Source organism: Pseudomonas brassicacearum subsp. brassicacearum, assembly GCF_008801605.1.
Taxonomy (GTDB): Bacteria; Pseudomonadota; Gammaproteobacteria; order Pseudomonadales; family Pseudomonadaceae; genus Aquipseudomonas; species Aquipseudomonas brassicacearum.
Window position 1 is genome coordinate 820308 of sequence record NZ_VZPJ01000001.1, and the last position, 23687, is coordinate 843994.

Below are 23687 nucleotides of genomic sequence, written 5' to 3' on the forward strand. Positions count from 1 at the left end.
GAAGCGGAACCTTGAGATGAGCGACAACCTGATCGAAATCCGCGACCTGAGCGTGGCCTTCAACGACCAGACGGTGGTGCGCAACCTGTGCCTGGACATCCGCCCCGGCGAATGCCTGGCCCTGGTGGGCGAGTCCGGCTCCGGCAAGTCAGTGACGGCCCACTCGATCCTGCAACTGTTGCCCGAGACAGAAGCCCGCACCACCGGCAGCATTCGCTATCGCGGCCAGGAACTGGTGAGCGCCGATACCACGGCCCTGCGGGAGCTGCGCGGCAACCGGATCGCCATGATCTTCCAGGAGCCGATGACTTCGCTGAATCCGCTGCACAGCGTCGAAAAGCAGATCGGCGAAACGCTGATGCTGCACAAGGGCCTGGGAGGCAAAGCCGCGCGCCAGCGCATTCTGGAGCTGCTGGCCCTGGTTGGCATTCAAAACCCCGTCGAGCGACTCAAGGCCTATCCCCATCAACTGTCCGGTGGCCAGCGGCAGCGGGTCATCATCGCCATGGCCCTGGCCTGCGAGCCGGAACTGTTGATTGCCGACGAACCGACCACTGCATTGGACGTGACCGTGCAGCGCAAGATTCTGCTGCTGCTCAAGTCGCTGCAGCAACGGCTTGGCATGTCCATGCTATTGATCAGCCACGACCTGAACCTGGTGCGCAGCATCGCCCAACGGGTGTGCGTGATGAAGGATGGAGAAATCGTCGAACAGGCGCCCTGCGAAACCCTCTTCAACGCGCCGAAACACCCCTACAGCTGTGAGCTGCTGCACGCCGAACCGGAAGGCGAAGCCCTGCCCCGGGACGAGCGCGAAGAGGTGCTGCAGGTACAGGACCTGCACGTCAGTTTCCCCCTGGGCGGCGGCCTGTTCCGGCGCAAGGAATACTTGCGCGCCGTGGATGGTATCAGCCTGTCCATCCAGCGCGGCAAGACCCTGGGCATCGTCGGCGAATCCGGTTCCGGCAAGTCCACGCTCGGCCAGGCGATCCTGAGGTTGATCGAATCCGAAGGCAGCATTCACTTCCAGGGCCAGGCCCTCGATCAGCTGTCGCAAAAAGCATTGCGGCCGTGGCGCAAGCAGATGCAGGTGGTGTTCCAGGACCCGTTCGGCAGCCTCAGCCCGCGCATGTCGGTGCAGCAGATCATCAGCGAGGGCCTCGAGGTCCACCAGCCTTCCAGCCCCGAACAGTGTGAAGCCCGGGTGATCCAGGCCCTCAAGGAGGTCGGCCTCGACCCTTCGACCCGTCATCGCTACCCCCATGAGTTCTCCGGCGGCCAGCGCCAGCGCATCGCCATTGCCCGGGCCCTGGTGCTCAAGCCTGCGTTGATTCTGCTGGACGAACCCACCTCGGCACTGGACCGCACCGTGCAGAAACAAGTCGTCGCCCTGCTCCGTCAGCTCCAGGAGAAGTACGACTTGACCTACCTGTTCATCAGCCACGACCTGGCGGTGATCCGTGCCTTGGCCCATGACATGATCGTGATCAAGGACGGCAAAGTGGTCGAGCAAGGCGCCAGCCATGACGTGTTCGACTCGCCCCAGCATCCTTATACCAAGGAGTTGTTGGCGGCGGCGCATACGGGGTGGGCATAATGCGGCGCATGACGTAGCTTCGTGTCGCCCTCATCGCGAGCAAGCTCGCTCCCACAGTGGTCTGCGTCGCACTGAAGATCAACTGTGGGAGCGAGCTTGCTCGCGATGAGGACCTGACAGGCAACACACAATCCGGACCCGACCATGAACCCCACCGAAAGCCTCAAGGATTACAAGCGCGTCCGCACGCTGGCGATCCGTTCGTTGTTCGAGATCATCGAGCAGTCCAGCGAAGGCACGGTGATTGTCGACCGTGACGCGAACATCGTCTGGATGAACGAACGCTACGCCCGCCGCTTCGGCCTGAACTCGGCGCAGGAGGCGATTGGCCGGGCGTGCGAGAGCGTGATTCCCGGCAGCCTGTTGCGTGAAGTGGTGCGCACCGGGCGCCCGATCCTGCTGGACATGCAGGACACGCCCAAGGAGCCCCTGGTGGTGATGCGCCTGCCGATCCACGACAGCGCGGGCGCGGTGATCGGCGCCATCGGCTTTGCCTTGTTCGATGAGTTACGCAGCCTGTCCCCGATGCTCAAGCGCTACCTGAGCATGCAGGAAGAACTGGCCTCCACCCGCTCGCTGCTGCGGGCGCGGCAGACCAAGTACAACTTTGCCCATTTCATTGGCACCAGCAACGCCGGCCTTGAGGTCAAGCGCCGTGCCCGGCGCAGCGCCAGCGCCGATTCGCCAGTGCTGCTGCTCGGCGAAACGGGCACCGGCAAGGAACTGCTGGCCCAGGCCATCCACAGTGCTTCGCCGCGCGCCCACAAGGCGTTCGTCAGCATCAACAGCGCGGCGATTCCTGAATCGCTGCTGGAAGCCGAATTCTTCGGCACCGCGCCAGGGGCGTTTACCGGGGCCGACCGCAAGGGCCGCGCCGGCAAACTGCAGATCGCCCAAGGCGGTACGCTGTTCCTCGACGAGATCGGCGACATGCCGTTGCCGCTGCAAAGCAAACTGCTGCGAGTGCTCCAGGAAAAGGAATACGAACCGGTGGGCTCCAATGAGGTGCTGCAAAGCGACGTGCGAATAATCGCCGCCACCTCCATGGACCTGGAAGCGGCGATCAAGCGCGGAGAGTTTCGCGCCGACCTGTACTACCGCCTCAACGTGCTGCCGATCCAGGTCCCGCCGTTGCGCGAACGCCTGGATGATTTGCCGGCCCTGAGCGAAGCGATCCTTGAAGAACTGCGCAGCCAGCACGAACTGAACCCCGCCGCCCTCGACCTGCTGCGGCAACACGCCTGGCCGGGCAACATCCGCGAACTGCGCAACGTGCTGGAACGGGCCGCGCTGCTCAGCGATGATCTGGTGCTCACGGCGGCGGACATCCGCGCCGCCATCGGCACGTTCATACCGGTAACCCACACGGCAAGCCCAAGCCTGGAACCGTTGCCGCAAGAAACTTTCAGCCAGGCCCGGGCACGCTTCGACCGGCAGTTGATCGAAACCACCCTCGCGCAATGCGGGGGCAAAGTGGTTGAAGCGGCCGAGCGGTTGGGGCTGGGGAGGTCGACGTTGTACAAGAAGATGGTGGCGTTGGGGATTGCGGAGTCTCAATAAAGAGACTTTATTCTCAAAATATAGACCTATGGTTTTGGAGCGCTTTGCGCTCATCGCGAGCAAGCTCGCTCCCACAGGGGGACTGGGTTCTCCTGAAATACGCGGCCAACTGTGGGAGCGAGCTTGCTCGCGATGAGGCCTGCACACCCCACACAAATCTCAAAACAGAGACAAACCTCTCATTCCCGCCCTACAACCCCAAACAATTTCCTTATATTTCAGCCAGTTACACACCTGGCACAAAACTCGCTAAAGCCCTCCCCACAGCTTCACCACAACAATAACAATCCAGGAGACACACCATGAGTGTGATCATTGCCTTGGCAGCCCTCACGCTGCTGATGGTCGCCGCCTACCGTGGCTACAGCGTTATCCTCTTTGCCCCCATTGCCGCCCTCGGCGCCGTCCTGCTCACCGACCCGTCCGCCGTCGCTCCCGCCTTCACCGGGGTGTTCATGGAAAAAATGGTCGGCTTCATCAAACTGTATTTCCCGGTGTTCCTGCTCGGCGCGGTGTTCGGCAAGCTGATCGAACTGTCGGGGTTCTCCCGCTCCATCGTCGCCGCGGCGATTCGCTTGCTGGGGACGCGCCAGGCCATGCTGGTAATCGTGCTGGTCTGTGCCTTGCTGACCTATGGCGGCGTGTCGCTGTTCGTCGTGGTGTTCGCGGTGTACCCGTTCGCCGCCGAGATGTTTCGCCAGAGTAATATCCCCAAGCGCCTGATCCCGGCCACCATCGCCCTCGGCGCGTTCTCGTTCACCATGGACGCCCTGCCCGGCACGCCGCAGATCCAGAACATCATCCCCAGCACGTTCTTCAACACCACTGCCTGGGCCGCACCGTGGCTGGGCGTGATCGGCACGCTCTTCGTGTTCAGCCTCGGCATGCTGTTCCTGCAACGCCAGCGTAACAAGGCCCAGCGCACGGGCGAAGGCTACGGCACCGAGTTGCGCAACGAGCCGGAAACCGCTGAAGACATCAAGCTGCCGAACCCCTGGATCGCCGTTTCGCCACTGTTGGCGGTAGGGCTCATGAACCTGTTGTTCACCCAGTGGATTCCCCAGTGGTATGGCAAGACCCACAGCCTGGCGCTGCCGGGCATGGCGACGCCAGTGACCAGCGACATCGCCAAGCTCACCGCGATCTGGGCGGTGCAGGCGGCGTTGCTGGTGGGCATCATCATGGTCTTGCTGTTTGGTTTCCGCGCCATTCGCAGCAAACTCGCCGAAGGCAGCAAGAGCGCCGTGGGCGGCGCCTTATTGGCGGCGATGAACACCGCTTCGGAATACGGCTTCGGCGCGGTCATCGCATCCTTGCCGGGCTTCCTGGTACTGGCCGACTGGCTCAAGAGCATTCCCAACCCACTGGTCAACGAAGCGGTGACCGTCACGCTGCTGGCGGGCATCACCGGCTCCGCCTCGGGAGGCATGAGCATCGCTTTGGCGGCGATGTCCGAAACCTTTATCAGCGCCGCACACGCCGCCAACATTCCCCTGGAAGTGCTACACCGGGTAGCCGCCATGGCCAGCGGCGGCATGGACACCCTGCCCCACAACGGCGCGGTGATTACCCTGCTGGCGGTAACCGGGCTGACCCACCGCGAAGCCTACAAAGACATTTTCTGCATTACGCTGATCAAGACCCTCGCGGTCTTCGTGGTGATCGGTGTGTTCTACGCCACTGGCATTGTGTGAGGTTCCCATGACAACCACTCTTTCGGGCAAGACGGCCCTGGTCACCGGTTCTACCAGCGGCATCGGCCTGGGCATCGCCTTGAGCCTGGCCAAGGCCGGGGCCAACCTGATCCTCAACGGTTTTGGCGACGCCTCGGCGGTGATCGCCGAGGTGAAACAGTTCGGCGGCAAGGTCGGTCATCATCCGGCCGACGTCAGCGACCCGGCGCAGATCGCCGATATGCTCGCCTACGCCGAACGCGAGTTCGGCGGCGCGGACATCCTGGTGAACAACGCCGGGATCCAGCACGTGGCCGCCGTGGAGGATTTCCCGGTGGAGCGCTGGGACTCGATCATCGCCATCAACCTGTCCTCGGTGTTCCACGCCACCCGCCTGAGCCTGCCGGGCATGCGCGCCAAGGGCTGGGGGCGGATTATCAACGTCGCCTCGGTGCACGGTCAGGTCGGCTCGGTGGGCAAGGCGGCGTATGTCGCGGCCAAGCATGGGGTGATCGGCCTGACCAAAGTGGTCGGCCTGGAAACCGCCACCAGCAACGTGACCTGCAACGCCATCTGCCCGGGCTGGGTGCTGACGCCGCTGGTGCAAAAACAGATCGATGATCGCATTGCCGCTGGCGTCGATCCGCAACAGGCACAGCACGATCTGTTGGCCGAGAAACAGCCGTCCCTGGAATTCGTCACCCCGCCGCAACTGGGGGAGCTGGTGCTGTTCCTGTGCAGCGAAGCCGGCAGCCAGGTGCGCGGCGCGGCGTGGAATATCGATGGTGGGTGGTTGGCTCAATAACCCTCTCTACTGGATACTGATCGTTCCCACGCTCTGCGTGGGAATGCAGACAGGGACGCTCTGCGTCCCAAGAACGGAACGCGGAGCGTCCCCAGAGGCATTCCCACGCAGAGCGTAGGAACGATCGTCAGGCCCGACAAAAGAACAAGAGGCACCCCATGTCCGACATCCTCTGGCAACCCAGCCCCGAACGCATCGCCCAGTCGCGCATGAACGCCTTTCGCCAGTTCGTCAACGCGCGACATCACCTGCAACTGCACGACTACCCGACCCTGCACGCCTGGAGCATCGACCAGCGCGAAGCCTTCTGGCAGGCCATTGTCGATTTCTTCGAGATTCGCTTTCATCAAGCGCCCGACGCGGTATTGGTGGAAGGTTCGCAAATGCCCAGCGCCCAGTGGTTCCCTGGCGCCACGTTGAACTTCGCCGAACACCTGCTGCGCCGCCGCGATGACGCCGTCGCGGTGGTGGCGCTCGACGAAAACGGCGGCCAGGAACAACTGACCTGGGCCGAACTCGCCGCCCATGTCGCCGGCCTGCAAACAAGCCTCAAAGCCGCCGGCGTCACCCAGGGCGATCGAGTCGCCGCTTGCATGCCCAACACCTGGCAGACCCTCGTCGGCATGCTCGCCACCACCAGCCTGGGCGCTATCTGGTCGTGCTCGTCACCGGACTTCGGCACCCAGGGCGTCATTGACCGGTTCGGCCAGATCGAGCCCAAAGTGTTGATCACCTGCGCGGGTTATCGCTATGCCGGGAAAATCATCGACCAGCGAGCCAAGGTCAACGAAATCCTTGAACGATTGCCGTCATTGCAGCAATTGATCGTACTGCCTTATGCCCAGCCTGACGCCCGCGTCGAGGACTTCAAGACCACGGCCGCTGTCGCGTTGTGGAACGACTTTTATCAAAGCGGTGGCGAACCGGCGTTCGTCAGCGTGCCCTTCGATCACCCGCTGTACATCCTGTATTCCAGCGGCACCACCGGCGTGCCGAAGTGCATCGTCCATGGCACCGGTGGCGTGCTGCTGCAACACGTCAAGGAACATGGCCTGCACGTCGACCTCGGGCCCGATGATCGGCTGTTCTACTACACGACCTGCGGTTGGATGATGTGGAACTGGCTGGTGTCGGCCCTCGCCGTGGGCAGCACGGTGGTGCTCTACGATGGTTCGCCGTTTCACCCCGGCCCCGAGCGCTTGCTGGACCTGATCGATCAGCAGCGCATCAGCGTATTCGGCACCAGCCCCAAATTCCTCGCCGCCCTGGAAAGCGAGGGCCTCAAACCCCGTCAGACGCACCGTTTGGACAGCCTGAAAACCCTGCTCTCCACCGGTTCGGCACTGGCGCCCCATAGCTACGATTACGTGTACCGCGACATCAAGGCCGATGTCTGCCTGGCCTCGATGTCCGGCGGCACCGACATTGTGTCCTGCTTCGTCAACGGCAACCCACTGTCACCGGTGCGCCGGGGCGAGATGCAGGGCAAGAGCCTGGGCATGGCCGTGCAGGTCTGGAACGAGACCGGCAACCCGGTCATTGGTGAAAAAGGTGAGTTGGTGTGCATCCGCCATTTCCCGGCGATGCCCATTGGCTTGTGGAACGACCCTCGGCAGGAAAAACTCCACGCCTCCTACTTCGCCCAGTTTCCCGGCGTGTGGGCCCAAGGTGACTACGCCGAAGAACTGCCCCACGGCGGCTTCCTGATCCACGGACGCTCCGACGCCGTGCTCAACCCCGGCGGTGTGCGCATCGGCACGGCGGAAATCTATCGGCAGGTGGAAAAAGTCGAGCAAGTGCTGGACTGCGTCGCCATCGGCCAGCAATGGCAGGGCGATGTCCGGGTGGTGCTGTTCGTGCGCCTGCGCGATGGCGTGACACTGGATGAAGCACTGGAGCAACGGATCCGCCAGGTCATCCGGGCCAACACCACCCCGCGTCATGTGCCGGCGAAGATCCTCGCGGTCAGTGATATTCCGCGAACCATCAGCGGCAAGGTGGTGGAGCTGGCGGTGCGCAATGTGGTGCATGGCGAGGTGGTGAAGAACACCGATGCCTTGGCCAACCCCGGGGCTTTGGAGCAGTTTCGGGATCGGCCGGAGCTGGCTACTTGAACTGAGCAGGCCTCAGACCTGTGGGGAGCAAAAACACTTGTGGGAGCCAGGTCTGTGGGAGCAAAGCTTGCTCGCGATACAGGCAACGCGGTTTTTCAGACCTACCGCGTCATCGTTCATCGCGAGCAAGCTTTGCTCCCACAGGCTCATCACAGGCTTTGCTTCCACAAGTGTTGTTCCCACAGAAGTACTCAATCCACCAGCCCCCACTCTCCCGCCGCCGGATCGGCCGGTGGCGCCGCCGCCCCCGACTCGCTATGCAACTTCAAACGCAACCGCAGGTTGTTCGCCGAGTCGGCATTTTTCAGCGCTTCTTCCTCATCGATGGCGCCTTCGACCACCAGGTTGAACAGCGCCTGATCGAAGGTTTGCATCCCCAGTTCCTCTGACTTTTCCATGATGCCCTTGAGCTCGCCGAGCTCGTTGCGCCGGATCAGGTCGGCCACCGTGGGCGAGCCCAGCATGACCTCCACCGCCGCTCGCCGCTGGCCGGTGCGGGTGCGCACCAGGCGCTGGGAGACGAACGCCTTGAGGTTGTTGCCCAGGTCATTGAGCAACTGCGGCCGACGCTCTTCCGGAAAGAAATTGATCACCCGGTCCAGGGCCTGGTTGGCGTTATGGGCATGCAAGGTGGAAATCACCAGATGCCCGGTGTCGGCAAACGCCAGGGCATGTTCCATGGTTTCCCGGTCGCGAATTTCGCCGATCAGCACCACGTCAGGCGCCTGGCGCAGGGTGTTTTTCAGGGCTGCATGGAAACTGCGGGTGTCGACACCGACTTCCCGTTGATTGATGATGGATTTCTTGTGCCGATGGATATACTCCACCGGGTCCTCGATGGTGATGATGTGGCCGCTGCTGTTGCGATTGCGGTAATCGATCAGCGCCGCCAGGGAGGTCGACTTGCCCGAGCCTGTGGCGCCGACGAACAGCATCAACCCCTGTTTCTGCATGATGGTGTCCAAAAGCACCCGAGGCAGTTTCAGGTCTTCGAAGCGCGGAATGTCCAGCTTGACGTTGCGTATCACCATGGACACGTCATTGCGCTGCTTGAAGATATTGACCCGGAACCGCCCGACGCCAGCCAGGGAGATCGCCAGGTTCATTTCCAACTCCCGATCGAACTCAAGACGCTGTTCGGCGTCCATGAGAGACTCGGCGAGCCTGGCAATGTCGCCGACCTTGAACGCCTCGTTCCCCAAGGGCTTGATCACGCCCTCGAAACGCGCGCACGGTGGCGCACCCGTGGACATGTAAAGGTCGGAACCATTCTGGCTCGCCAGGATTCGCAACAACGGATCGATTTCCATGGACTGAAACTTCCGCGAGACGTCAATGAAACAAGCTGAGCCGAACATGAAACCCTTCAGACCCACCCGCATGTACCCTCTTCTGAGGATAGTCGACGCCGTGGCACAGACACGACAGCCAGGGATCGCGGGATGAACGCGACACCCGCCGGCAGCGATACACAGCGCCTGATCAGCCAGATGGACTGGGCCCTGACCCCGCTGGGCACTGCCCAGAACTGGCCCCAGAGCCTGCGCACCGCCGTGGACATCATGCTCCATTCGCCCATGGCGATGGCCTTGCTGTGGGGACCGCAGCTGTCCCATCTCTACAACGACGCCTTCGGCCGACTGGCCGGTGACAAGCACCCCCGGGCATTCGGCCGGCCGACCCATACAGCATGGCCCGAACTCAAGAGTGCGACCGAAGGGATTTATCACCGTGTGTTGCAAGGCCAGACGCACACCTGCCGCGACCAGCAATGGCGCGTGCCCTTCGCCGGCCGTCTCTGTGATGTCTGGCTGGACCTGACCTACAGCCCGGTGCGTGACGAAAGCGGCAACGTCGCCGGCATCCTGGTCACCGCCATCGAAACCGGCGAACGACGCCGCCTGGCCATGGAGTTCGAACGCCGCTCCGAGGCCAGCCTCAAGGCCCAGCACGAAAGCGAAGAGCGCCTGCAACTGGCCCTGGCTGCCGCCGACGCGCTGGGCACCTGGGACTGGGACATCAGCGAAGACCGCTTTATTGCCGATGCGCACTTCGCCCTGTTGCATGGCGTCGACCCCAGCCTGTCACGCCAGTTGCCCATCAGTGCCTACCTTGAAGGCGTGCACCCCGAGGACCGGGCGATGGTTGCCCGCAGCATCAAGCACTGCATCACCCACGGCACCGAATACGCCGAGGAGTACCGACTGCTGCAGCCCGACGATGAGTTGCGCTGGGTGTACGTACGCGGCCGTTGCTACAAGGATCGCCACGGCCGACCCAAGCGCTTTCTTGGCGCGGCGCTGGACCTGACCGAACGCAAGCGCACCGAGCAAGCCCTGCGCCAGAGCCAGACCGAGCTGCAGTTGATCATCAATGCGATGCCGATCCTCATCAGCTACGTGGACCGCGAAGAGCGTTTCCGGCTGAACAACAGCGCTTACCTGGACTGGTACGGCCTGACCCCGCAGGAGCTCTACGGCAAGACCATCCGCGAAGTGCTCGGCGAAGAGGCCTACGCCGCCCGCGCCCAACAGATCGCCGACGCCCTGGCCGGCCAGCCGTGCAGCTTCACCGTGCAGATGGACCATCGCGACGGGCGCCCGCGCCATTCGCTGATCAACTACCTGCCTCGCCATGGGGCGGACGGTGCGGTGAACGGTTTCTACATCTTCGTGATCGACGAGACCGAGAGCCGGAAAACCGAGGAGGCCCTGCGCAACCTCAACGAAACACTGGAAGAACGGGTCATCGCCCGTACCCAGCAACTGGCCGAAGCCAATCACCGGCTGCAAAGCGAGATGTTCGAACGCGAGCGCGCCGAAGAAGCCCTGCGCCATGCGCAGAAAATGGAAGCCGTGGGCCAGCTCACGGGCGGCATTGCCCATGACTTCAACAATATGCTCACCGGCATCCTCGGCAGCCTCGACCTGATGCAACGCTACATCGCCGCTGGCCGCACTGACGAGATCGGGCGCTTCACCGAAGCCGCGGTGTCCTCGGCCAACCGCGCCGCGGCCCTGACCCATCGGCTGCTGGCTTTTTCCCGACGCCAGTCCCTGGACCGCAAACCGCTGGACGCCAATGACCTGGTGCACTCGCTCGAAGACCTGCTGAGCCGCACCACTGGCGATCACATCGTGCTGCGGCTGCAACTGGCCAGCGAGCTGTGGCCGGTCAACACCGATGCCAGCCAGTTGGAAAACGCCCTGCTCAACCTGGTGATCAACGCCCGCGATGCCATGCCCGAGGGCGGCGAACTGATCGTCGAAACCGCCAACGTCTATCTCGACGCTACTGACATCAACACCCTGGAGCCGGTCAAGGCCGGGGACTACGTGATGATCGCCGTCAGCGACAACGGTAGCGGCATGACCCCCGCCGTACTGGCCAAGGCCTTCGATCCATTCTTCACCACCAAGCCCATCGGCCAGGGCACCGGCCTGGGCTTGTCGATGATCTACGGTTTTGCCCAGCAGTCGGGTGGGCACCTCAACCTCGACAGCGTGCCGGGCCAGGGCACGCGGGTGCAGTTGTACCTGCCGCGCTTGCACGTTTCGCCGACCCAACCACCCGAAACGCCAGAGGCGTTCGTCGTACCGCCGGCCATCGCCGGGGAAACCGTGTTGCTGGTGGAGGATGAACCCGCCGTGCGTATGCTGGTGCTCGACCTGTTGCAGGCCCTGGGCTACACCGCCCTAGAAGCCCGGGACGCCGTGACCGCGCTTCCCGTGCTGGAATCGGACCAGCGCATCGACCTGCTGGTGACCGATGTCGGGCTGCCGGGCATGAATGGCCGGCAACTGGCGGAAATCGCCCGCCAGCACCGGCCTGGGTTGAAAGTGCTGTTCATGACCGGTTACGCGCAGAAAGCCGCCGAACGCCAGGGGTTCCTCGACCAGGGCATGGACATGGTCGCCAAGCCCTTCTCCCTCGATCTGCTGGCCAACAAGATTCGGACGATGATCAACCATGGCAGCTGACTTGAGGCATAATCGCCGCCCCGTCGCACCGTTCAGGTCACCGCAGCAATGAAAGCCCAAGCCCGCCATATCCTGGTGAAAACCGCCGAAGAAGCCGAACAGCTCAAGCAACGCATCGCCAAGGGCGAAGCCTTCGATGTGCTGGCCAAGAAATACTCCACCTGCCCTTCAGGCAAACGCGGCGGCGATTTGGGTGAAGTAAGGCCGGGGCAGATGGTCGGCGTGATTGATGCGGTGATTTTCAAGAAACCGCTGCGGGTGGTGCATGGGCCGATCAAGAGCAAGTTCGGGTATCACCTGGTGCAGGTGTTCTACCGGGACTAACGATCGCCCAATCCCCCTGTGGGAGCGAGCTTGCTCGCGATAGCAGTGTGTCAGTCGACAGGGATGCCGGCTGATCCGACGCTATCGCGAGCAAGCTCGCTCCCACAGGTTCTGTGTCTCCTCTATCTGGGCATCAACGCCCCCGGCACCTGGATCACCCGGCTCGCCAACAGGTGGCCTGCCTCGGCCGCTTCCACCGGGCTGCCGCCCAGCAAACGATTCGCCAGGTACGCGGCGCTGAAGGAGTCCCCCGCCGCCGTGGTGTCGACGACGCGCTCGACCCGCAGGGCAGGTACTTCATAAGACTGGCCGTCGCAACGAATCAGGCAGGCCTCGGCACCGCGCTTGAGCACCACCTCGGGCGTGCCAAGCTGCGCATAGGCGGCGAACACCGCTTCGCTGTCGGCATGACCGAACAATGCCTGCTCGTCCTCTACGGTCAGCAGCGCCAACTCCACATAGGGCAAGACGCTGCGATACGCCGCCCGTGCTGCCTCGATCGAGCCCCAGAGCCGGGGCCGGAAGTTATTGTCGAACACCACCAGCGCCCCGCGCCGACGCGCTTCGACCAGGGTTTCGATGAGTTTGCCACGCCCCTGCTCGCCGAGCACCGCCAGGGTGACGCCGCTGAAATACAGCACATCGTAATCCAGCAACGCGGCCAGGATCGGCCCGGCGGCCGGGGTGGTAAAACAATCGCGCACCGCCGCCTCGTTGCGCCAGTACAGGAATCGCCGCTCACCTGCCGCATCGGTCTGGATGCAATACAAGCCCGGCAGACGTCCAGGCAAGCGCTGGACCCGTTGCAGCCCGATGTTCTCGGCGGCCCAGTTTTCACACATGGCATCGCTGAAACTGTCGTCGCCCAAGGCGGTGACGTAATCCACCGCGCCCCTGTCGCCCAAGGCGCGGGCCAGGTACACCGCCGTGTTCAGGGTGTCGCCGCCGAAGCTTTGCAGCAGGCTGCCGTCGGCGCGTTGTTGCAGTTCGATCATGCATTCGCCGATCAGGGCGATGCGGGGTTTGGGGTTGCTCATGGATGATCCTGATAATTCAGCGGTGTCTGGAAGGTCGCTATCGCGGGCAAGCCTTGCTCCCACAGGGGATTTTGGGTAAACACCCATTTTGTGTTCACAGTCGATCAGTGTGGGAGCAAGGCTTGCCCGCGATAGCCGCGACTCGGTCTAAAGGCTAGAAACACGTCTCCATGCTCTCGACCACCCGCAACTGCTCATCCACCAGGCACCCCACCCGCCACTTGTCGAACGTCAGGCACGGGTGTGAAGTACCAAACGAAATGATGTCGCCCACACGCAACTCAACCCCCGCCGCCACGGTCATGAACGCATGCTGGTCCATCACCGCCGTCACCTTGCAGCCACTCACATCGTCACCCGCCACCGTGTCCGAACCGGGCTGGTAGCGCTTGAGCGGCACTGGCAAGCCGGCGTCGTAGGCCACGTCGCGCTTGCCCAGGGCGATCACCGCGAAACCCGGCTCCGGCAGCGATTGCACATGGGCCCAGACTTCCAGCGCCGGGCGCAGGCCTTCGTGCAAATCGCTGCGACGCTCCAGCACGCAGCACTGCGCTTCCTTGTAGATGCCATGGTCATGGGCCACGTAGCTGCCGGGACGCAGCACGCTGAGGAAACGCCCGTGGGCATTCTGGGCTTCGAAGGATTCGGCGATCAGGTCGTACCAGGCCGACCCCGAGGCGGTGATGATCGGTTTGTCGATGGCGAACGCGCCGTTGTCCTGCAACTGCACCGCCAACCGCACCAGGGACGCCGCGAACGCACGAATGCCGCTGATGGCGTGGTCACCATGGATCACCCCTTCGTAGCCTTCGATGCCGGTCAACGCCAACGCCGGTTGCGCCTGGATCGCCTCGGCCAGGGCCAATACCTCGGCTTCGGTCCGGCAGCCACAACGACCGCCGACCACGCCGTACTCAATCATCACATTGAGCCGTACTCCGCGCGAGGCGAAGTAAGCGCCCAAGGCAGCGACGTTGTCCGGATGATCGACCAGGCAGTGGAATTCGAACGCCGGGTCGGCGAGCAAATCGGCAATCAGCGCCATGTTCGGCGTGCCCACCAATTGGTTGGCCATCAACACCCGGCGCACGCCATGGGCGTAAGCGGCACGGGTCTGCACGGCGCTGGCGAGGGTCAGGCCCCAGGCGCCTGCGTCCAGTTGCCGGCGAAACAATGCCGGGGTCATGCTGGTCTTGCCGTGGGGCGCCAGTTCGGCACCGCTGCTGCTGATGAAATCCTGCATCCAGCGGATGTTGTGCTCCAGCGCCGCGCGATGCAGCACCAGCGCCGGCAGGCTGACGTCCCGTAGCAGGTGGGCGCCGACGGTGGCGGCGCCCTTCTCGACGCCGGCATTAAGGATGGCGGAAGGCATGTTCGAACTCCTCGCACACGGCCGCTAGTGCCGTTGCTGTCTATTCATTGATACGACGGGCCAGGTGGTTGGCGCTTTCGATCAGCACCCGGCGGTAGTCGGCGTAATTGTTCTTGGCGTCGGCCCGAGGGGCGACGATGCACAGGGTGGCGATGGCCACGCCATTCGGGTCTTTGACCGGTGCGGCGAAGCAGTGGGTGAAGGTGTCGGCGACACTGTCGAAGGAGAAAAACCCATCGAGGCCGGCCTGGCGGATTTCCTTGAGGAACTGCTCCAGGGGCAGGCGCTCGCCGTCCGGCAAAATGAAGTCGTCGGGATCGATCAGGTCAACGATCTGCTGGTCACTCAAATGCGCCAGCAGCAGGCGCCCGGACGCCGTCCACGGGATCGGCGCGTTTTCCCCGATGTCCGATGAAATGCGAAAATGCCGCTCGCCTTCCTTCATCAGCGCGACGGTGTATTTGCGCCCGTTGAGCAGGCACATCTGCGCCGTTTCCCGGGTCTGGCGCACGATCTCCTGCAAGGCCTGGTCAGCCTCGCGGCTCAGGTCGAAATGCCGCAGGTGTGCCTGCCCGAGGAAATACAACTGGCGGCCCAGGTAGACATGGCCGTCCTTGCCCACCGGCTCGAGGATGCGCCGCTCCAGCAGCGACGCCACCAGTTCATAGACCGTGGACTTGGGGCTGCCGATGCCGCTGGCAATATCGTTCGGGCGCAGCGGCTGGCCGATTTCCTTGAGGAAATCGAGGATATCGAACGCCCGATCCAATCCCCGGGCCCGGCGTTTGATGGTGTCTTCGGTCATGTCTTTGGTTCCCATTCAATTGGCCGGGAGTTTAACCAGACTGCTGCGCCGCCTGATAGATCGCTATCGCGGGCAAGCCATGCTCCCACGGAAGAATGCGTTTCCTTGTGGGAGCAAGGCTTGCCCGCGATAAGGCCCCCGTGGTTCAGGCCTTCTTCTTGTAGGCCACACAATCGATCTCGACCTTGCAATCGACCATCATGCTCGCCTGCACGCAGGCCCTGGCCGGGGCGTGTTCCGGGCTGAAGTACTCGCCGAAGACCTTGTTGAAACTCCAGAAATCCCGCGGGTCTTCCAGCCACACACCGCAGCGCACCACATCTTCCAGGCCGTATCCGGCCTCCTCGAGAATAGCGACCAGGTTCTTCATGGTCTGGTGGGTCTGTTCGACGATCCCGCCGGCAATGATCTCGCCGTTCACCGCCGGCACCTGGCCGGACACGTGCAGCCAGCCATCGGCTTCCACGGCGCGGGCGAATGGCCGAGGCTGACCGCCACCTGCGGTGCTGCCGGTGCCGTAGCGCGTAATGCTCATGGGTTATCTCCTTATTGAATGGAAAATTAAAAACGCGTGTTCTTGAGAAATTCTGCCAGCCGTGGCGACTGTGGCCGTTCGAACAATTCCTTCGGCGGCCCCTGCTCTTCGATGCGGCCCTGGTTCATGAACACGATCTTGTCGGAGACCTCGAAGGCAAAGCGCATTTCGTGGGTCACCAGCAGCATGGTCATGCCGTCTTCGGCCAGGCCCTTGATCACGTTCAGCACCTCGCCGACCAGTTCCGGGTCCAGGGCCGAGGTCACTTCGTCGAACAGCATCAGGCTGGGGTTCATGGCAATTGCCCGGGCGATTGCCACGCGCTGCTGCTGGCCGCCGGACAACTGGCCGGGAAAGTGATCGCGCCGCTCCAACAGGCCCACTCGCTCCAGCCATTTCTCGGCCAGGGCCACGGCCTCGTCCTTGGGCAGCTTTTTCACTTTGAGCAGGCCCAGGGTGACGTTCTGCAACGCGGTCAAATGCGGGAACAGGTTGAATTGCTGGAAAGCCATGCCGGTCATGGCCCGGTGCCGGGCGATGATTTTTTCGGCGTGGCGCACACGCTTGCCGTCGATGTCGTCGTAACCGATGGATTCGCCGTCGAGCATGATCTGCCCGCCCTGGAACTCTTCCAGCATGTTGACGCAGCGCAGCAGCGTGGTCTTGCCCGAACCGCTGGAACCGATCAGCGTGACCACGTTGCCGCGCTGCATGCTCAGGTCCACGCCCTTGAGCACTTCCAACGGGCCGTATTGTTTGCGCAAGCCGCGAATGTCCAGCAGCGGCTGGGTGTTGGAGAGCTCTGTGTTGGAAAGCTCCGTGTTGGAGAGATTCGAAACGTCAGTCATGGCAAGGCCACCCGCTTTTCAATGTGCCGCCCGAGCAATTCAATGGCGTAATTGATGATGAAAAAGAGAAACCCGGCGAACAGGTAAAACTCCAGGGTCATGAACGTCCGGGCGATGATCTGCTGGGTGCTGAGCAGCAGTTCGGCAACGCCGATCACCGACAGCAGGGTCGAGGCCTTGACGATCTCGGTGGAGGAATTGACCCAGGTCGGCAAGATCTGCCGCAACGCCTGGGGCAACAGCACATAGCCCAGCGACTGGTAGAACGTCAGGCCGATGGCCTGGCTCGCCTCCATCTGCCCACGGGGCAACGCCTGCAAGGCCCCACGCACGATCTCGGCCACGTGGGAGCCGCAGAACAGCGTCAAGCCCAGCACGCCGGCCTGGAACGCACCGATCTGCCAGCCCAGGGCCGAAGCCATGTAGAAGCAGGCCAGCACCAGCACGAACACCGGCGTGCCGCGAATCAGGTCGACATAGAAGCGAAACGGCGCGCGCATCCAGGTCCGGCCATAGGTCAGCACCAGCCCGGCGGCCAGGCCGATCAACGTGCCCAACACAATCGCCAGCAGCGAACACTGCACACTGGTCAGGAAGCCGGCCCACAGGGTGTCCCGGGCAACCCATAACTCATGCAACCAACTGGGTGATTCGTACATGGGACACTCCTAACGGCGGATCGCCAGGCGCTGCTCGAAATAACGCAGCACCATGGCAATGAGGTAACAGGCCGCGACATACAGGGCCGTGGTCACCAGCCAGGTTTCGATCACCCGGTAGCTCTCCACGTTGATCTTGCGGGCGTAATAGGTCAGCTCCGGCACGGCAATCGCCGCCGCCAGGGAGGTGTCCTTGAACAGCGAAATGAAGTTGTTCGACAACGCCGGCAACACGTTGCGCAGCATCACCGGTACGGTGATGTAGGCCTTCACCTGCCACTCGCCCAGGCCGATGGCCAGCCCGGCTTCACGCTGTCCCTTGTGAATGCTCAACAGTCCGCCGCGAAACACTTCGGTCAGGTAGGCCCCGGCGTACAGCGAGAGGGTGATGACGAACGACGGCAGCTTGTCCAGGCGGATGCCCAGGCTCGGCAAGGCGAAGTAGATCAGCAGGATCAGCACCAGGATCGGCGTATTGCGGATCACCGTCACATACACCGACGCCAGCACTCGCAAGATCCGATGTTTGCTCAGCAGCGCGAACGCCATCGCCAGGCCGATCACGCAACCGATGGCGATCGACACCAGTGCCAGGGAAAGCCCCAGGCCAAGCCCCGCCAGCAGGGTGTCGAAATCGCGCCAGACGGCGGCAAAGTTCAACTGATAATTCATGGTCGGCAGTACCTTCGACGGAGCGCCCGCAAGTGGCGCCCCGGGCTCACAGGGTCATTTGAATTCGACGGGGAAACCGATCGCTGGCGACGGCAGCTCGACACCGAACCACTGCTTGAAGGACGCCGCATAGGTGGGGAATTCCACGCCGGTCATGGCTTCATGCAAGGTGGTGTTGACGAAGTTCAGCCAGTCCTGGTCGCCGCGCTTGACCGCACAGGCGTAGGTTTGCGGGCTCCAGGCATAGGCCGGGCTGCGGTAGCGGCCAGGGTTCTGCACCATCAGGTACTTGACCGAGGACTGGTCGGTGGCGGCGGCATCGGCGCGACCGGAGTTCACTGCCTGGTACATCAGGTCGACGCTGTCGTACTGGTCGACCTTGGCCTTGGGCAGCGCCTGGTGCACCAGCTCCTCGGCGTAGACGTTCTGCAGCACCGCCACGGTGACGCCGTCGCCGGCGGCCTTGAGGTCTTCGATTTCCTTGTACTTGCTGTTGGCCGGCAGCAGCAGGCCCACGCCTTCGCGGTAGTACGGCAGGGTGAACGCCACTTGCTGGGCGCGGCTGGCGGTGACGGTGATGAACTGGCAGCTCATGTCGACCTTGTCGGTCAACAGGTTGGGTATGCGCGCATCGGAAGACTGCACCACGAACTCGACTTTCTCCGGGTCGTTGAACAACCCCTTGGCGACCATCCGCGCAATATCGATATCAAAGCCCTGCAACTTGCCATCCGCTCCCTGGAAGTGCCACGGCGCATTGGTACTGCCCGTGCCCACGATCAATTTCCCCCGCTGCAGCACGCTGTCCAGCTTGCTGTCGGCCGCCTGAGCGACCCCCATGGCAGCCGTCGTGGCCGCGAAGAGAAAAACACACGCTTTGAACAAGGAAGGTCGGCGTTGCATGGCAAGCACTCCAGAATGGGTTTATTCCGCTATACCGGAACGTGGTATGTAACAACGGAATAGACAGCAGAAAGTGTGCCACAGGCTTGCAGCGCGTGGGTGAGGAAAATGGAAAGTTAAGGAAATCAGGGGGATGGGAAAAACAGGCGCCCGCACAGTGGCATCTGCGTGCGAACACTGTTGCTACCGTGGGCCACGACGCACGGGTAACAAGGCCCCAAGCCGGGTATTCGGCGCCCCCGGTGCACCGAAACGGAGCCACTCTGGAATTTGTAAAATACCCTGTGGGAGCGAGCTTGCTCGCGATGGCGGTGTATCAGTCAATATTGATGGCGACTGACCTGACGCTATCGCGAGCAAGCTCGCTCCCACAATGGTTCGGCGGTGTGCCTGGGCTATTTGCGCTTGTAGCTCTTGCTGCCGCCAGGCGTAAGGCAATAGACCCCGCCCCGGGGGCCGACGCAGTAATTGCCACTGCCGCATTGGCAACCGTCGGCGGACTTGAGCAACGACTGCGGCCGGGCCTCGTTCCGAAGCCCCAGCACAGCGGAACAGGACTTCTTCGAAGCACTGATGGAGCCGTCGTTGCACAGGAAGGTATCGCCGTCACACCCGGCAATACCGCCCTTGCGCCCGGAACACGGTTGATTGGCGGCAAGGGCCGAAGTGCCCAGGGTCAACAACAGAATCGCGACACAGGCGCGAAGTAAAGCGGACGTTCCGTGACAGAGATTCATGGCAGCTTCCAGGCTGATATATGGCCCTATGCTAGCACTGGATCATCTACTGCGCCTAACGCCCGCAAGATCTCAACTCGAACAACCCTGTTTTCTACAGGAACTTCTGCTCATAAATCATCAAGCGCAACCTTGATTGATGGATCGTTCTCCCGCTCGTGACACAGAGCGACAAGCTCCATGTCCTCAAGCCGATTCATCATGGCTTCGTATTCTCTGGCTGGGACGCAGTAAAAAGCCGGCTCGTTACGATTCAGGATCGCTACGGATAATCCCTCACCCGCTGCAACGGTACCCATCGGATTTTTCTTGAGTTCAGAAATGCTGGCTACAACTCGAGAAAGCACGATACGAGTCATGGAATGAGACCTTGAGTACTGAATGGCGCTAAACAATAGCGTTCTAATACAACTCTTAAAACTGTCAGCGCCCGCAAAACCTCACCCTGGACAACATCCGCAAATCCCCCTCGCGGTAATAGTCATCACTCCAGCTGTCATCCACCGCCAGTGGCTTGACCTGCTTGAGGGCGAGTTTTTTCGCGAAGTAGCGAAAGCGGTAATGTTCATAGAAACGCAGCAACTCCAGCCCGTAGCGGTCGGCCAGGTCGGTGTCGCCCTGGATGATCAGGTAATTCTCGTCGTTGCCGCTGCTCGCCGCGGCGCTCAGGTTATGGCTGCCGCTGAGGATGGTCGGGGTGTCGCTGGTGAAGTCGGTGACGATGGCTTTGGTGTGCACCAGCAGGTTGCCCTTCTGGCCTTTCATGTTTTCCCGCAGCCAGCCTTCCAGGCCGGTGTTGAGCAGCGCGGTGGCGGCGAATTCGGCGGTGCGGTCGGCGTGAAAGCCGGTGATGCGGCTCTTGGAGTTTTGCAGACCGTAGCGCAGCACGTCGTCATTGGGTGCGCCGAGCACCGCGTCGAGGATGCGCTCGGGCAACACAAAGGCGGTGACGAACAGCAGGTCCTTTCGCGCGCCCTTGATGATGTCGACGAAGCGATCCAGGTCGCCCTCCCCGGTGCGCGGCGAGAACCCGGCGAACAACGCCTCTTGTGGAGCCATGGCATTGTTGTCGGTCAGCCACTGGCGAGTGGCATCGACGTCCTGGGGTTCGGCCCAGATTTGCTCGAACACCTGGAAGTAGCTGCCGCTCACCCGAGGGTCGTCCAGCACATGAACGACGTTGGCCTGGCGGTAGACACCGTTGGCGGTGAAGTTGGTGCTGCCGCACAGCACCGCCTCCGGTTGCAATGAGCCGTTGCCGTCCACCTTGCTCAGCACAATGAACTTGTCGTGGAAAATGTTATGGGTAACTCGTCCGCGCTTGTTGGCTGCTGGCATTTTCTCGAGGCTGGCTTCGTTGCGCGCCGTGGTGTCGTCCCCCGGCTCGGCGTGATACAGCACCCGCACCTTCGCACCGCGAGCATGGGCGGCATTCACCGCGTCGACGATCACCGGCAGTTCGTATTCATAAATGGCGACATCCAGGGCCCAGCTGGCATCCAGCGCCCGGTCGATAAAACCGATCAGGCGTCCCAACAGGCCATTCTCCAGCCAGCGACGCGGGGCGTCGGGCCAGTCATCGATGGACAGGTGCTTGTTGGCGCCGATCAGCGCGTCCACTTCAGGAAACTTGCGCTGGAACGCCTGGCTGGCGGCCACGGCACGGTTGAAGATGACCCGCTGGTTGGCCGGCTGCCCGTCGTCGCTGGTGACCGTGACCTCCAGGGATTCGCCCAACTGCGGTGCATCGGGGCTGCCGTAGGCCAGGTGCACGCGGTAGTGCATGGTCACGCCGGGGTTGACCGCGTAGTCGGCCCAGCGAAATTTCTGCAAGGGTGCCTTGTCGCTGGGGGTGGCGTGGAACTGAGGAAAGGTGTGGGCCTTGTCGGGGAAGGTCAGGCTGTTGAACAGGAACAGCCAGGGTTTGTCCCCCTGCTGCTTCTCGATGGCAAAACCCAGCAGCCCCTGGCGTCGGGATTCCGCCAGGTCCATGGCGAGCAGCACGCCGTTGGTGCCGGCATAGGCCTTGACCCGAAAATCGTCCTGGGCGTTGGTGACGAGTACGCGCATGGTTCACTCCTGTGAGGGGGCTGCCTGAGCATAGTGTAGTGATGCGGGTTAGGTGGTCAGATCAGGGACCGAGGCGATGCTGATCGCGAGCAAGCTCGCACACACAGGGGCTGTGGTGTTCATCAGTTATGTGTGCACAGCGAAACCAAATGTGGGAGCGAGCTTGCTCGCGATGAGGCCTTCACAGTCAAAGAACATTTCAAGTGGTTTCATCGATATGCCGATACTCCGCCCCCAACCGCCCCGCCAACTGCCGGGCCCGGCCCAGGCGAATCGGGCCTCTTTCGATGTCGATCAACAGGCACGGGCAATCGAGCAACGGCAGTGAAAGCCCCTCCTTGACTCGCCCATCGGTCATCACCAAGACCCGTTGCTGCTCCGCCGGGTAGCGCTTGCGTCGGGCCTCCAGCCAGCGCCCGGCCTCGTTCAGCGCCGCCAGCAACGGCGTTCCGCCACCGGCGCCCAGCCCATCGAGCCAGTCGCGCAGACCGGCCGAGGCCTTGAGCCCTTGCACCTGCCAGTTCGGCTGCGTACCGCTGGCCGTCAACAGCCCCAGGCGGGCCCGTTGGCGATAGGCGTCGTCGAACAACTGCGCCAGCAGGCCTTTGCCGTCACTCAAGGCGCGATGACGCCGGGTCGAGGCCGACGCATCGACAATGACCAGCCACAGCTCATGGGGCGAGCGCTGGCGAGCGTGCCAGCACAGGTCCTCACGCAGACGTGGCCGGCCATTGAGCAACGTCCCCGGCCAGTTCACCGCACCGCTGGCCGCCGCTTTGCTGCGGCCCTGGCGGCCCTGGTCGAGTCGTCCGGCACGGGGTCTGGCATTCGCCCCCGCTGGCGAACGGGGGCGAATGCCTAGGGCTTTTTTGGCCAGCTCGGCACGTCACGCCGAGCACCGGTCGGCAATGCCCGGGCCGGCAGGTCACCCCACTGGCCCTGGCCCTCGCTGGGTTCAGTGGTTTTTTCCGCGCCGGTCGGCGCCTGGGACGGTGTCGGTGCCGAATGCCCGCGCCGCCGGTGCCGCAAGGCAAACTCGGCGACCGCATCGATGTCTTCATCGGCAATTGCAGCAGCCCCGCGCCAAGCCGCATGGGCCCGGGCCGCCCGCAGCCAGACCAGGTCGGCGCGCAAGCCATCGACCCCGGCGGCAAAGCAGCGCTCGGTGATCTGCGCCAGCGCCGCGTCATCCAGGGCGATCCCGGCCAAGCGGTCGCGTGCCTGTTGGCAACGTTCGCGCAACTGCGCCTGGGTCGTCTCCCACGCCGCGCAGAACGCCTGCGGATCGCTGTCGAAATCCAGCCGCCGTCGGATGATCTGGCCGCGCTCAGTCGGTGCGGTGTGACCGTCGAGGGCGACGTTCAGGCCAAAACGGTCGAGCAACTGCGGGCGCAGTTCGCCCTCTTCCGGATTCATGGTGCCGATCAGCACAAAGCGCGCCGGATGCCGATGGGAAATGCCGTCGCGCTCGATGAGGTTGATGCCGCTGGCGGCCACATCGAGCAGCAAGTCCACCAGGTGATCGGGCAGCAGGTTCACTTCATCGACGTACAGCACGCCACCATCGGCCTTGGCCAACACGCCGGGAGAAAACTGCGCGCGCCCTTCCCCCAGCGCCGCGTCCAGGTCCAGGGTGCCCACCAGTCGCTCTTCGGTAGCACCGAGGGGCAAGGTGACGAACTGACCGCTGGCCAGCAGGTCCGCCAGGCCCCGGGCCAGTGTGGACTTGGCCATGCCCCGCGGCCCTTCGATCAGCACACCGCCGATTTTCGGATCGATCGCGGCCAGGCACAGGGCCAGTTTCAGATCATCGGCGCCGACCACGGCGCAGAGCGGGAAATGGGGGGTGTGGGTCATATCTAATTCTCAAGGGTGGTCGGTAACGTCAATGTCAAAAGGGGACTTGTGGGAGCAAGGCTTGCCCGCGATGAACGAAAACGCGGTTTAGCTGCTAAACCGCGGCGCCACCATCGCGGGCAAGCCTTGCTCCCACAGG

General features: G+C 62.8%; 21 protein-coding genes. 7 read left to right on the plus strand and 14 right to left on the minus strand.

Annotated elements, in window-relative coordinates; genetic code table 11:
- Nucleotides 1-16: 16 nt before the first annotated feature.
- From F7R20_RS03605 to F7R20_RS03625, 5 genes are all read left to right on the plus strand, one after another.
- On the plus strand, nt 17-1597 hold the full coding sequence (locus F7R20_RS03605) for an ABC transporter ATP-binding protein (RefSeq protein WP_003200254.1): 1581 nt from the start codon (nt 17-19) through the stop codon (nt 1595-1597).
- A 144-nt stretch (nt 1598-1741) separates the two neighbouring features.
- On the plus strand, nt 1742-3157 hold the full coding sequence (locus F7R20_RS03610) for a sigma-54 interaction domain-containing protein (protein WP_003200252.1): 1416 nt from the start codon (nt 1742-1744) through the stop codon (nt 3155-3157).
- A gap of 302 nt (nt 3158-3459) precedes the next feature.
- Nucleotides 3460-4851 carry a GntP family permease gene (locus tag F7R20_RS03615; protein WP_003200250.1) on the plus strand — a complete coding sequence of 464 codons (1392 nt, stop codon included), beginning with the start codon at nt 3460-3462 and terminating at the stop codon, nt 4849-4851.
- A gap of 7 nt (nt 4852-4858) precedes the next feature.
- Entirely contained in the window at nt 4859-5635 is a 777-nt protein-coding gene (locus F7R20_RS03620) for a 3-hydroxybutyrate dehydrogenase (RefSeq protein WP_003200247.1), read from the plus strand.
- A 158-nt stretch (nt 5636-5793) separates the two neighbouring features.
- Complete coding sequence (locus F7R20_RS03625) at nt 5794-7749, plus strand: acetoacetate--CoA ligase (RefSeq protein WP_003200245.1); 1956 nt, start codon at nt 5794-5796, stop codon at nt 7747-7749.
- Between the two features lie 191 nt (nt 7750-7940).
- Here the strand turns inward: F7R20_RS03625 and F7R20_RS03630 are convergent, their stop codons facing one another.
- Complete coding sequence (locus F7R20_RS03630) at nt 7941-9059, minus strand: PilT/PilU family type 4a pilus ATPase (protein WP_003200243.1); 1119 nt, start codon at nt 9057-9059, stop codon at nt 7941-7943.
- A gap of 132 nt (nt 9060-9191) precedes the next feature.
- On the opposite strand from F7R20_RS03630, the gene F7R20_RS03635 reads away from it, so the two are divergent.
- Both F7R20_RS03635 and F7R20_RS03640 read left to right on the plus strand, forming a co-directional pair.
- Nucleotides 9192-11729, plus strand: coding sequence for a hybrid sensor histidine kinase/response regulator (locus F7R20_RS03635; protein WP_003200240.1), 2538 nt, complete (start codon nt 9192-9194; stop codon nt 11727-11729).
- 48 nt (nt 11730-11777) lie between these two features.
- Complete coding sequence (locus tag F7R20_RS03640) at nt 11778-12053, plus strand: peptidylprolyl isomerase (protein WP_003182808.1); 276 nt, start codon at nt 11778-11780, stop codon at nt 12051-12053.
- Nucleotides 12054-12175: 122 nt separating this feature from the next.
- Here F7R20_RS03640 and F7R20_RS03645 read toward each other — a convergent pair whose 3' ends face one another.
- The 13 genes from F7R20_RS03645 to F7R20_RS03710 form a co-directional block, all read right to left on the minus strand.
- Nucleotides 12176-13090, minus strand: a complete 915-nt coding sequence (locus F7R20_RS03645) for a sugar kinase (RefSeq protein WP_003200238.1) — start codon at nt 13088-13090, stop codon at nt 12176-12178.
- A gap of 154 nt (nt 13091-13244) precedes the next feature.
- Entirely contained in the window at nt 13245-14462 is a 1218-nt protein-coding gene (locus F7R20_RS03650) for an amino acid deaminase (protein WP_003200236.1), read from the minus strand.
- A 40-nt stretch (nt 14463-14502) separates the two neighbouring features.
- Nucleotides 14503-15267 (minus strand): IclR family transcriptional regulator, encoded by a 765-nt coding sequence (locus tag F7R20_RS03655; protein ID WP_003200234.1) that lies wholly within the window; start codon nt 15265-15267, stop codon nt 14503-14505.
- A gap of 145 nt (nt 15268-15412) precedes the next feature.
- Entirely contained in the window at nt 15413-15802 is a 390-nt protein-coding gene (locus F7R20_RS03660; protein ID WP_003200232.1) for a RidA family protein, read from the minus strand.
- 26 nt (nt 15803-15828) lie between these two features.
- The gene (locus F7R20_RS03665) at nt 15829-16650 is read right to left on the minus strand and encodes an amino acid ABC transporter ATP-binding protein (RefSeq protein WP_003200230.1); all 822 of its coding nucleotides are present in this window, start codon (nt 16648-16650) and stop codon (nt 15829-15831) included.
- Nucleotides 16647-17309: an amino acid ABC transporter permease gene (locus F7R20_RS03670; protein WP_081352422.1), complete on the minus strand. Its 663-nt coding sequence runs from the start codon at nt 17307-17309 to the stop codon at nt 16647-16649. Before F7R20_RS03670 ends, F7R20_RS03665 begins: the two co-directional genes overlap by 4 nt.
- 9 nt (nt 17310-17318) lie before the next feature.
- Complete coding sequence (locus F7R20_RS03675) at nt 17319-17981, minus strand: amino acid ABC transporter permease (protein WP_003200225.1); 663 nt, start codon at nt 17979-17981, stop codon at nt 17319-17321.
- Nucleotides 17982-18035: 54 nt separating this feature from the next.
- Nucleotides 18036-18884: a transporter substrate-binding domain-containing protein gene (locus tag F7R20_RS03680; protein WP_003200222.1), complete on the minus strand. Its 849-nt coding sequence runs from the start codon at nt 18882-18884 to the stop codon at nt 18036-18038.
- A gap of 395 nt (nt 18885-19279) precedes the next feature.
- Complete coding sequence (locus F7R20_RS03690) at nt 19280-19621, minus strand: YdcA family protein (RefSeq protein WP_003200220.1); 342 nt, start codon at nt 19619-19621, stop codon at nt 19280-19282.
- Between the two features lie 110 nt (nt 19622-19731).
- Nucleotides 19732-19980 carry a type II toxin-antitoxin system Phd/YefM family antitoxin gene (locus F7R20_RS03695; RefSeq protein ID WP_013692712.1) on the minus strand — a complete coding sequence of 83 codons (249 nt, stop codon included), beginning with the start codon at nt 19978-19980 and terminating at the stop codon, nt 19732-19734.
- Nucleotides 19981-20044: 64 nt separating this feature from the next.
- On the minus strand, nt 20045-21691 hold the full coding sequence (locus tag F7R20_RS03700) for a phospholipase D-like domain-containing protein (protein WP_003200218.1): 1647 nt from the start codon (nt 21689-21691) through the stop codon (nt 20045-20047).
- Nucleotides 21692-21890: 199 nt separating this feature from the next.
- The gene (locus F7R20_RS03705; RefSeq protein ID WP_028237280.1) at nt 21891-22448 is read right to left on the minus strand and encodes a vWA domain-containing protein; all 558 of its coding nucleotides are present in this window, start codon (nt 22446-22448) and stop codon (nt 21891-21893) included.
- Nucleotides 22449-22549: 101 nt separating this feature from the next.
- Nucleotides 22550-23548: an ATP-binding protein gene (locus F7R20_RS03710; protein ID WP_003200213.1), complete on the minus strand. Its 999-nt coding sequence runs from the start codon at nt 23546-23548 to the stop codon at nt 22550-22552.
- Between the last annotated feature and the right edge of the window lie 139 nt (nt 23549-23687).

Bases quoted from the DNA above. Each gene is read 5' to 3' on its own strand.
- F7R20_RS03605 (WP_003200254.1), top strand. From the start codon at position 17: ATGAGCGACAACCTGATCGAAATCCGCGACCTGAGCGTGGCCTTCAAC.
- F7R20_RS03610 (WP_003200252.1), top strand. From the start codon at position 1,742: ATGAACCCCACCGAAAGCCTCAAGGATTACAAGCGCGTCCGCACGCTG.
- F7R20_RS03615 (WP_003200250.1), top strand. From the start codon at position 3,460: ATGAGTGTGATCATTGCCTTGGCAGCCCTCACGCTGCTGATGGTCGCC.
- F7R20_RS03620 (WP_003200247.1), top strand. From the start codon at position 4,859: ATGACAACCACTCTTTCGGGCAAGACGGCCCTGGTCACCGGTTCTACC.
- F7R20_RS03625 (WP_003200245.1), top strand. From the start codon at position 5,794: ATGTCCGACATCCTCTGGCAACCCAGCCCCGAACGCATCGCCCAGTCG.
- F7R20_RS03630 (WP_003200243.1), bottom strand. From the start codon at position 9,059: ATGGAAATCGATCCGTTGTTGCGAATCCTGGCGAGCCAGAATGGTTCC.
- F7R20_RS03635 (WP_003200240.1), top strand. From the start codon at position 9,192: ATGAACGCGACACCCGCCGGCAGCGATACACAGCGCCTGATCAGCCAG.
- F7R20_RS03640 (WP_003182808.1), top strand. From the start codon at position 11,778: ATGAAAGCCCAAGCCCGCCATATCCTGGTGAAAACCGCCGAAGAAGCC.
- F7R20_RS03645 (WP_003200238.1), bottom strand. From the start codon at position 13,090: ATGAGCAACCCCAAACCCCGCATCGCCCTGATCGGCGAATGCATGATC.
- F7R20_RS03650 (WP_003200236.1), bottom strand. From the start codon at position 14,462: ATGCCTTCCGCCATCCTTAATGCCGGCGTCGAGAAGGGCGCCGCCACC.
- F7R20_RS03655 (WP_003200234.1), bottom strand. From the start codon at position 15,267: ATGACCGAAGACACCATCAAACGCCGGGCCCGGGGATTGGATCGGGCG.
- F7R20_RS03660 (WP_003200232.1), bottom strand. From the start codon at position 15,802: ATGAGCATTACGCGCTACGGCACCGGCAGCACCGCAGGTGGCGGTCAG.
- F7R20_RS03665 (WP_003200230.1), bottom strand. From the start codon at position 16,650: ATGACTGACGTTTCGAATCTCTCCAACACGGAGCTTTCCAACACAGAG.
- F7R20_RS03670 (WP_081352422.1), bottom strand. From the start codon at position 17,309: ATGTACGAATCACCCAGTTGGTTGCATGAGTTATGGGTTGCCCGGGAC.
- F7R20_RS03675 (WP_003200225.1), bottom strand. From the start codon at position 17,981: ATGAATTATCAGTTGAACTTTGCCGCCGTCTGGCGCGATTTCGACACC.
- F7R20_RS03680 (WP_003200222.1), bottom strand. From the start codon at position 18,884: ATGCAACGCCGACCTTCCTTGTTCAAAGCGTGTGTTTTTCTCTTCGCG.
- F7R20_RS03690 (WP_003200220.1), bottom strand. From the start codon at position 19,621: ATGAATCTCTGTCACGGAACGTCCGCTTTACTTCGCGCCTGTGTCGCG.
- F7R20_RS03695 (WP_013692712.1), bottom strand. From the start codon at position 19,980: ATGACTCGTATCGTGCTTTCTCGAGTTGTAGCCAGCATTTCTGAACTC.
- F7R20_RS03700 (WP_003200218.1), bottom strand. From the start codon at position 21,691: ATGCGCGTACTCGTCACCAACGCCCAGGACGATTTTCGGGTCAAGGCC.
- F7R20_RS03710 (WP_003200213.1), bottom strand. From the start codon at position 23,548: ATGACCCACACCCCCCATTTCCCGCTCTGCGCCGTGGTCGGCGCCGAT.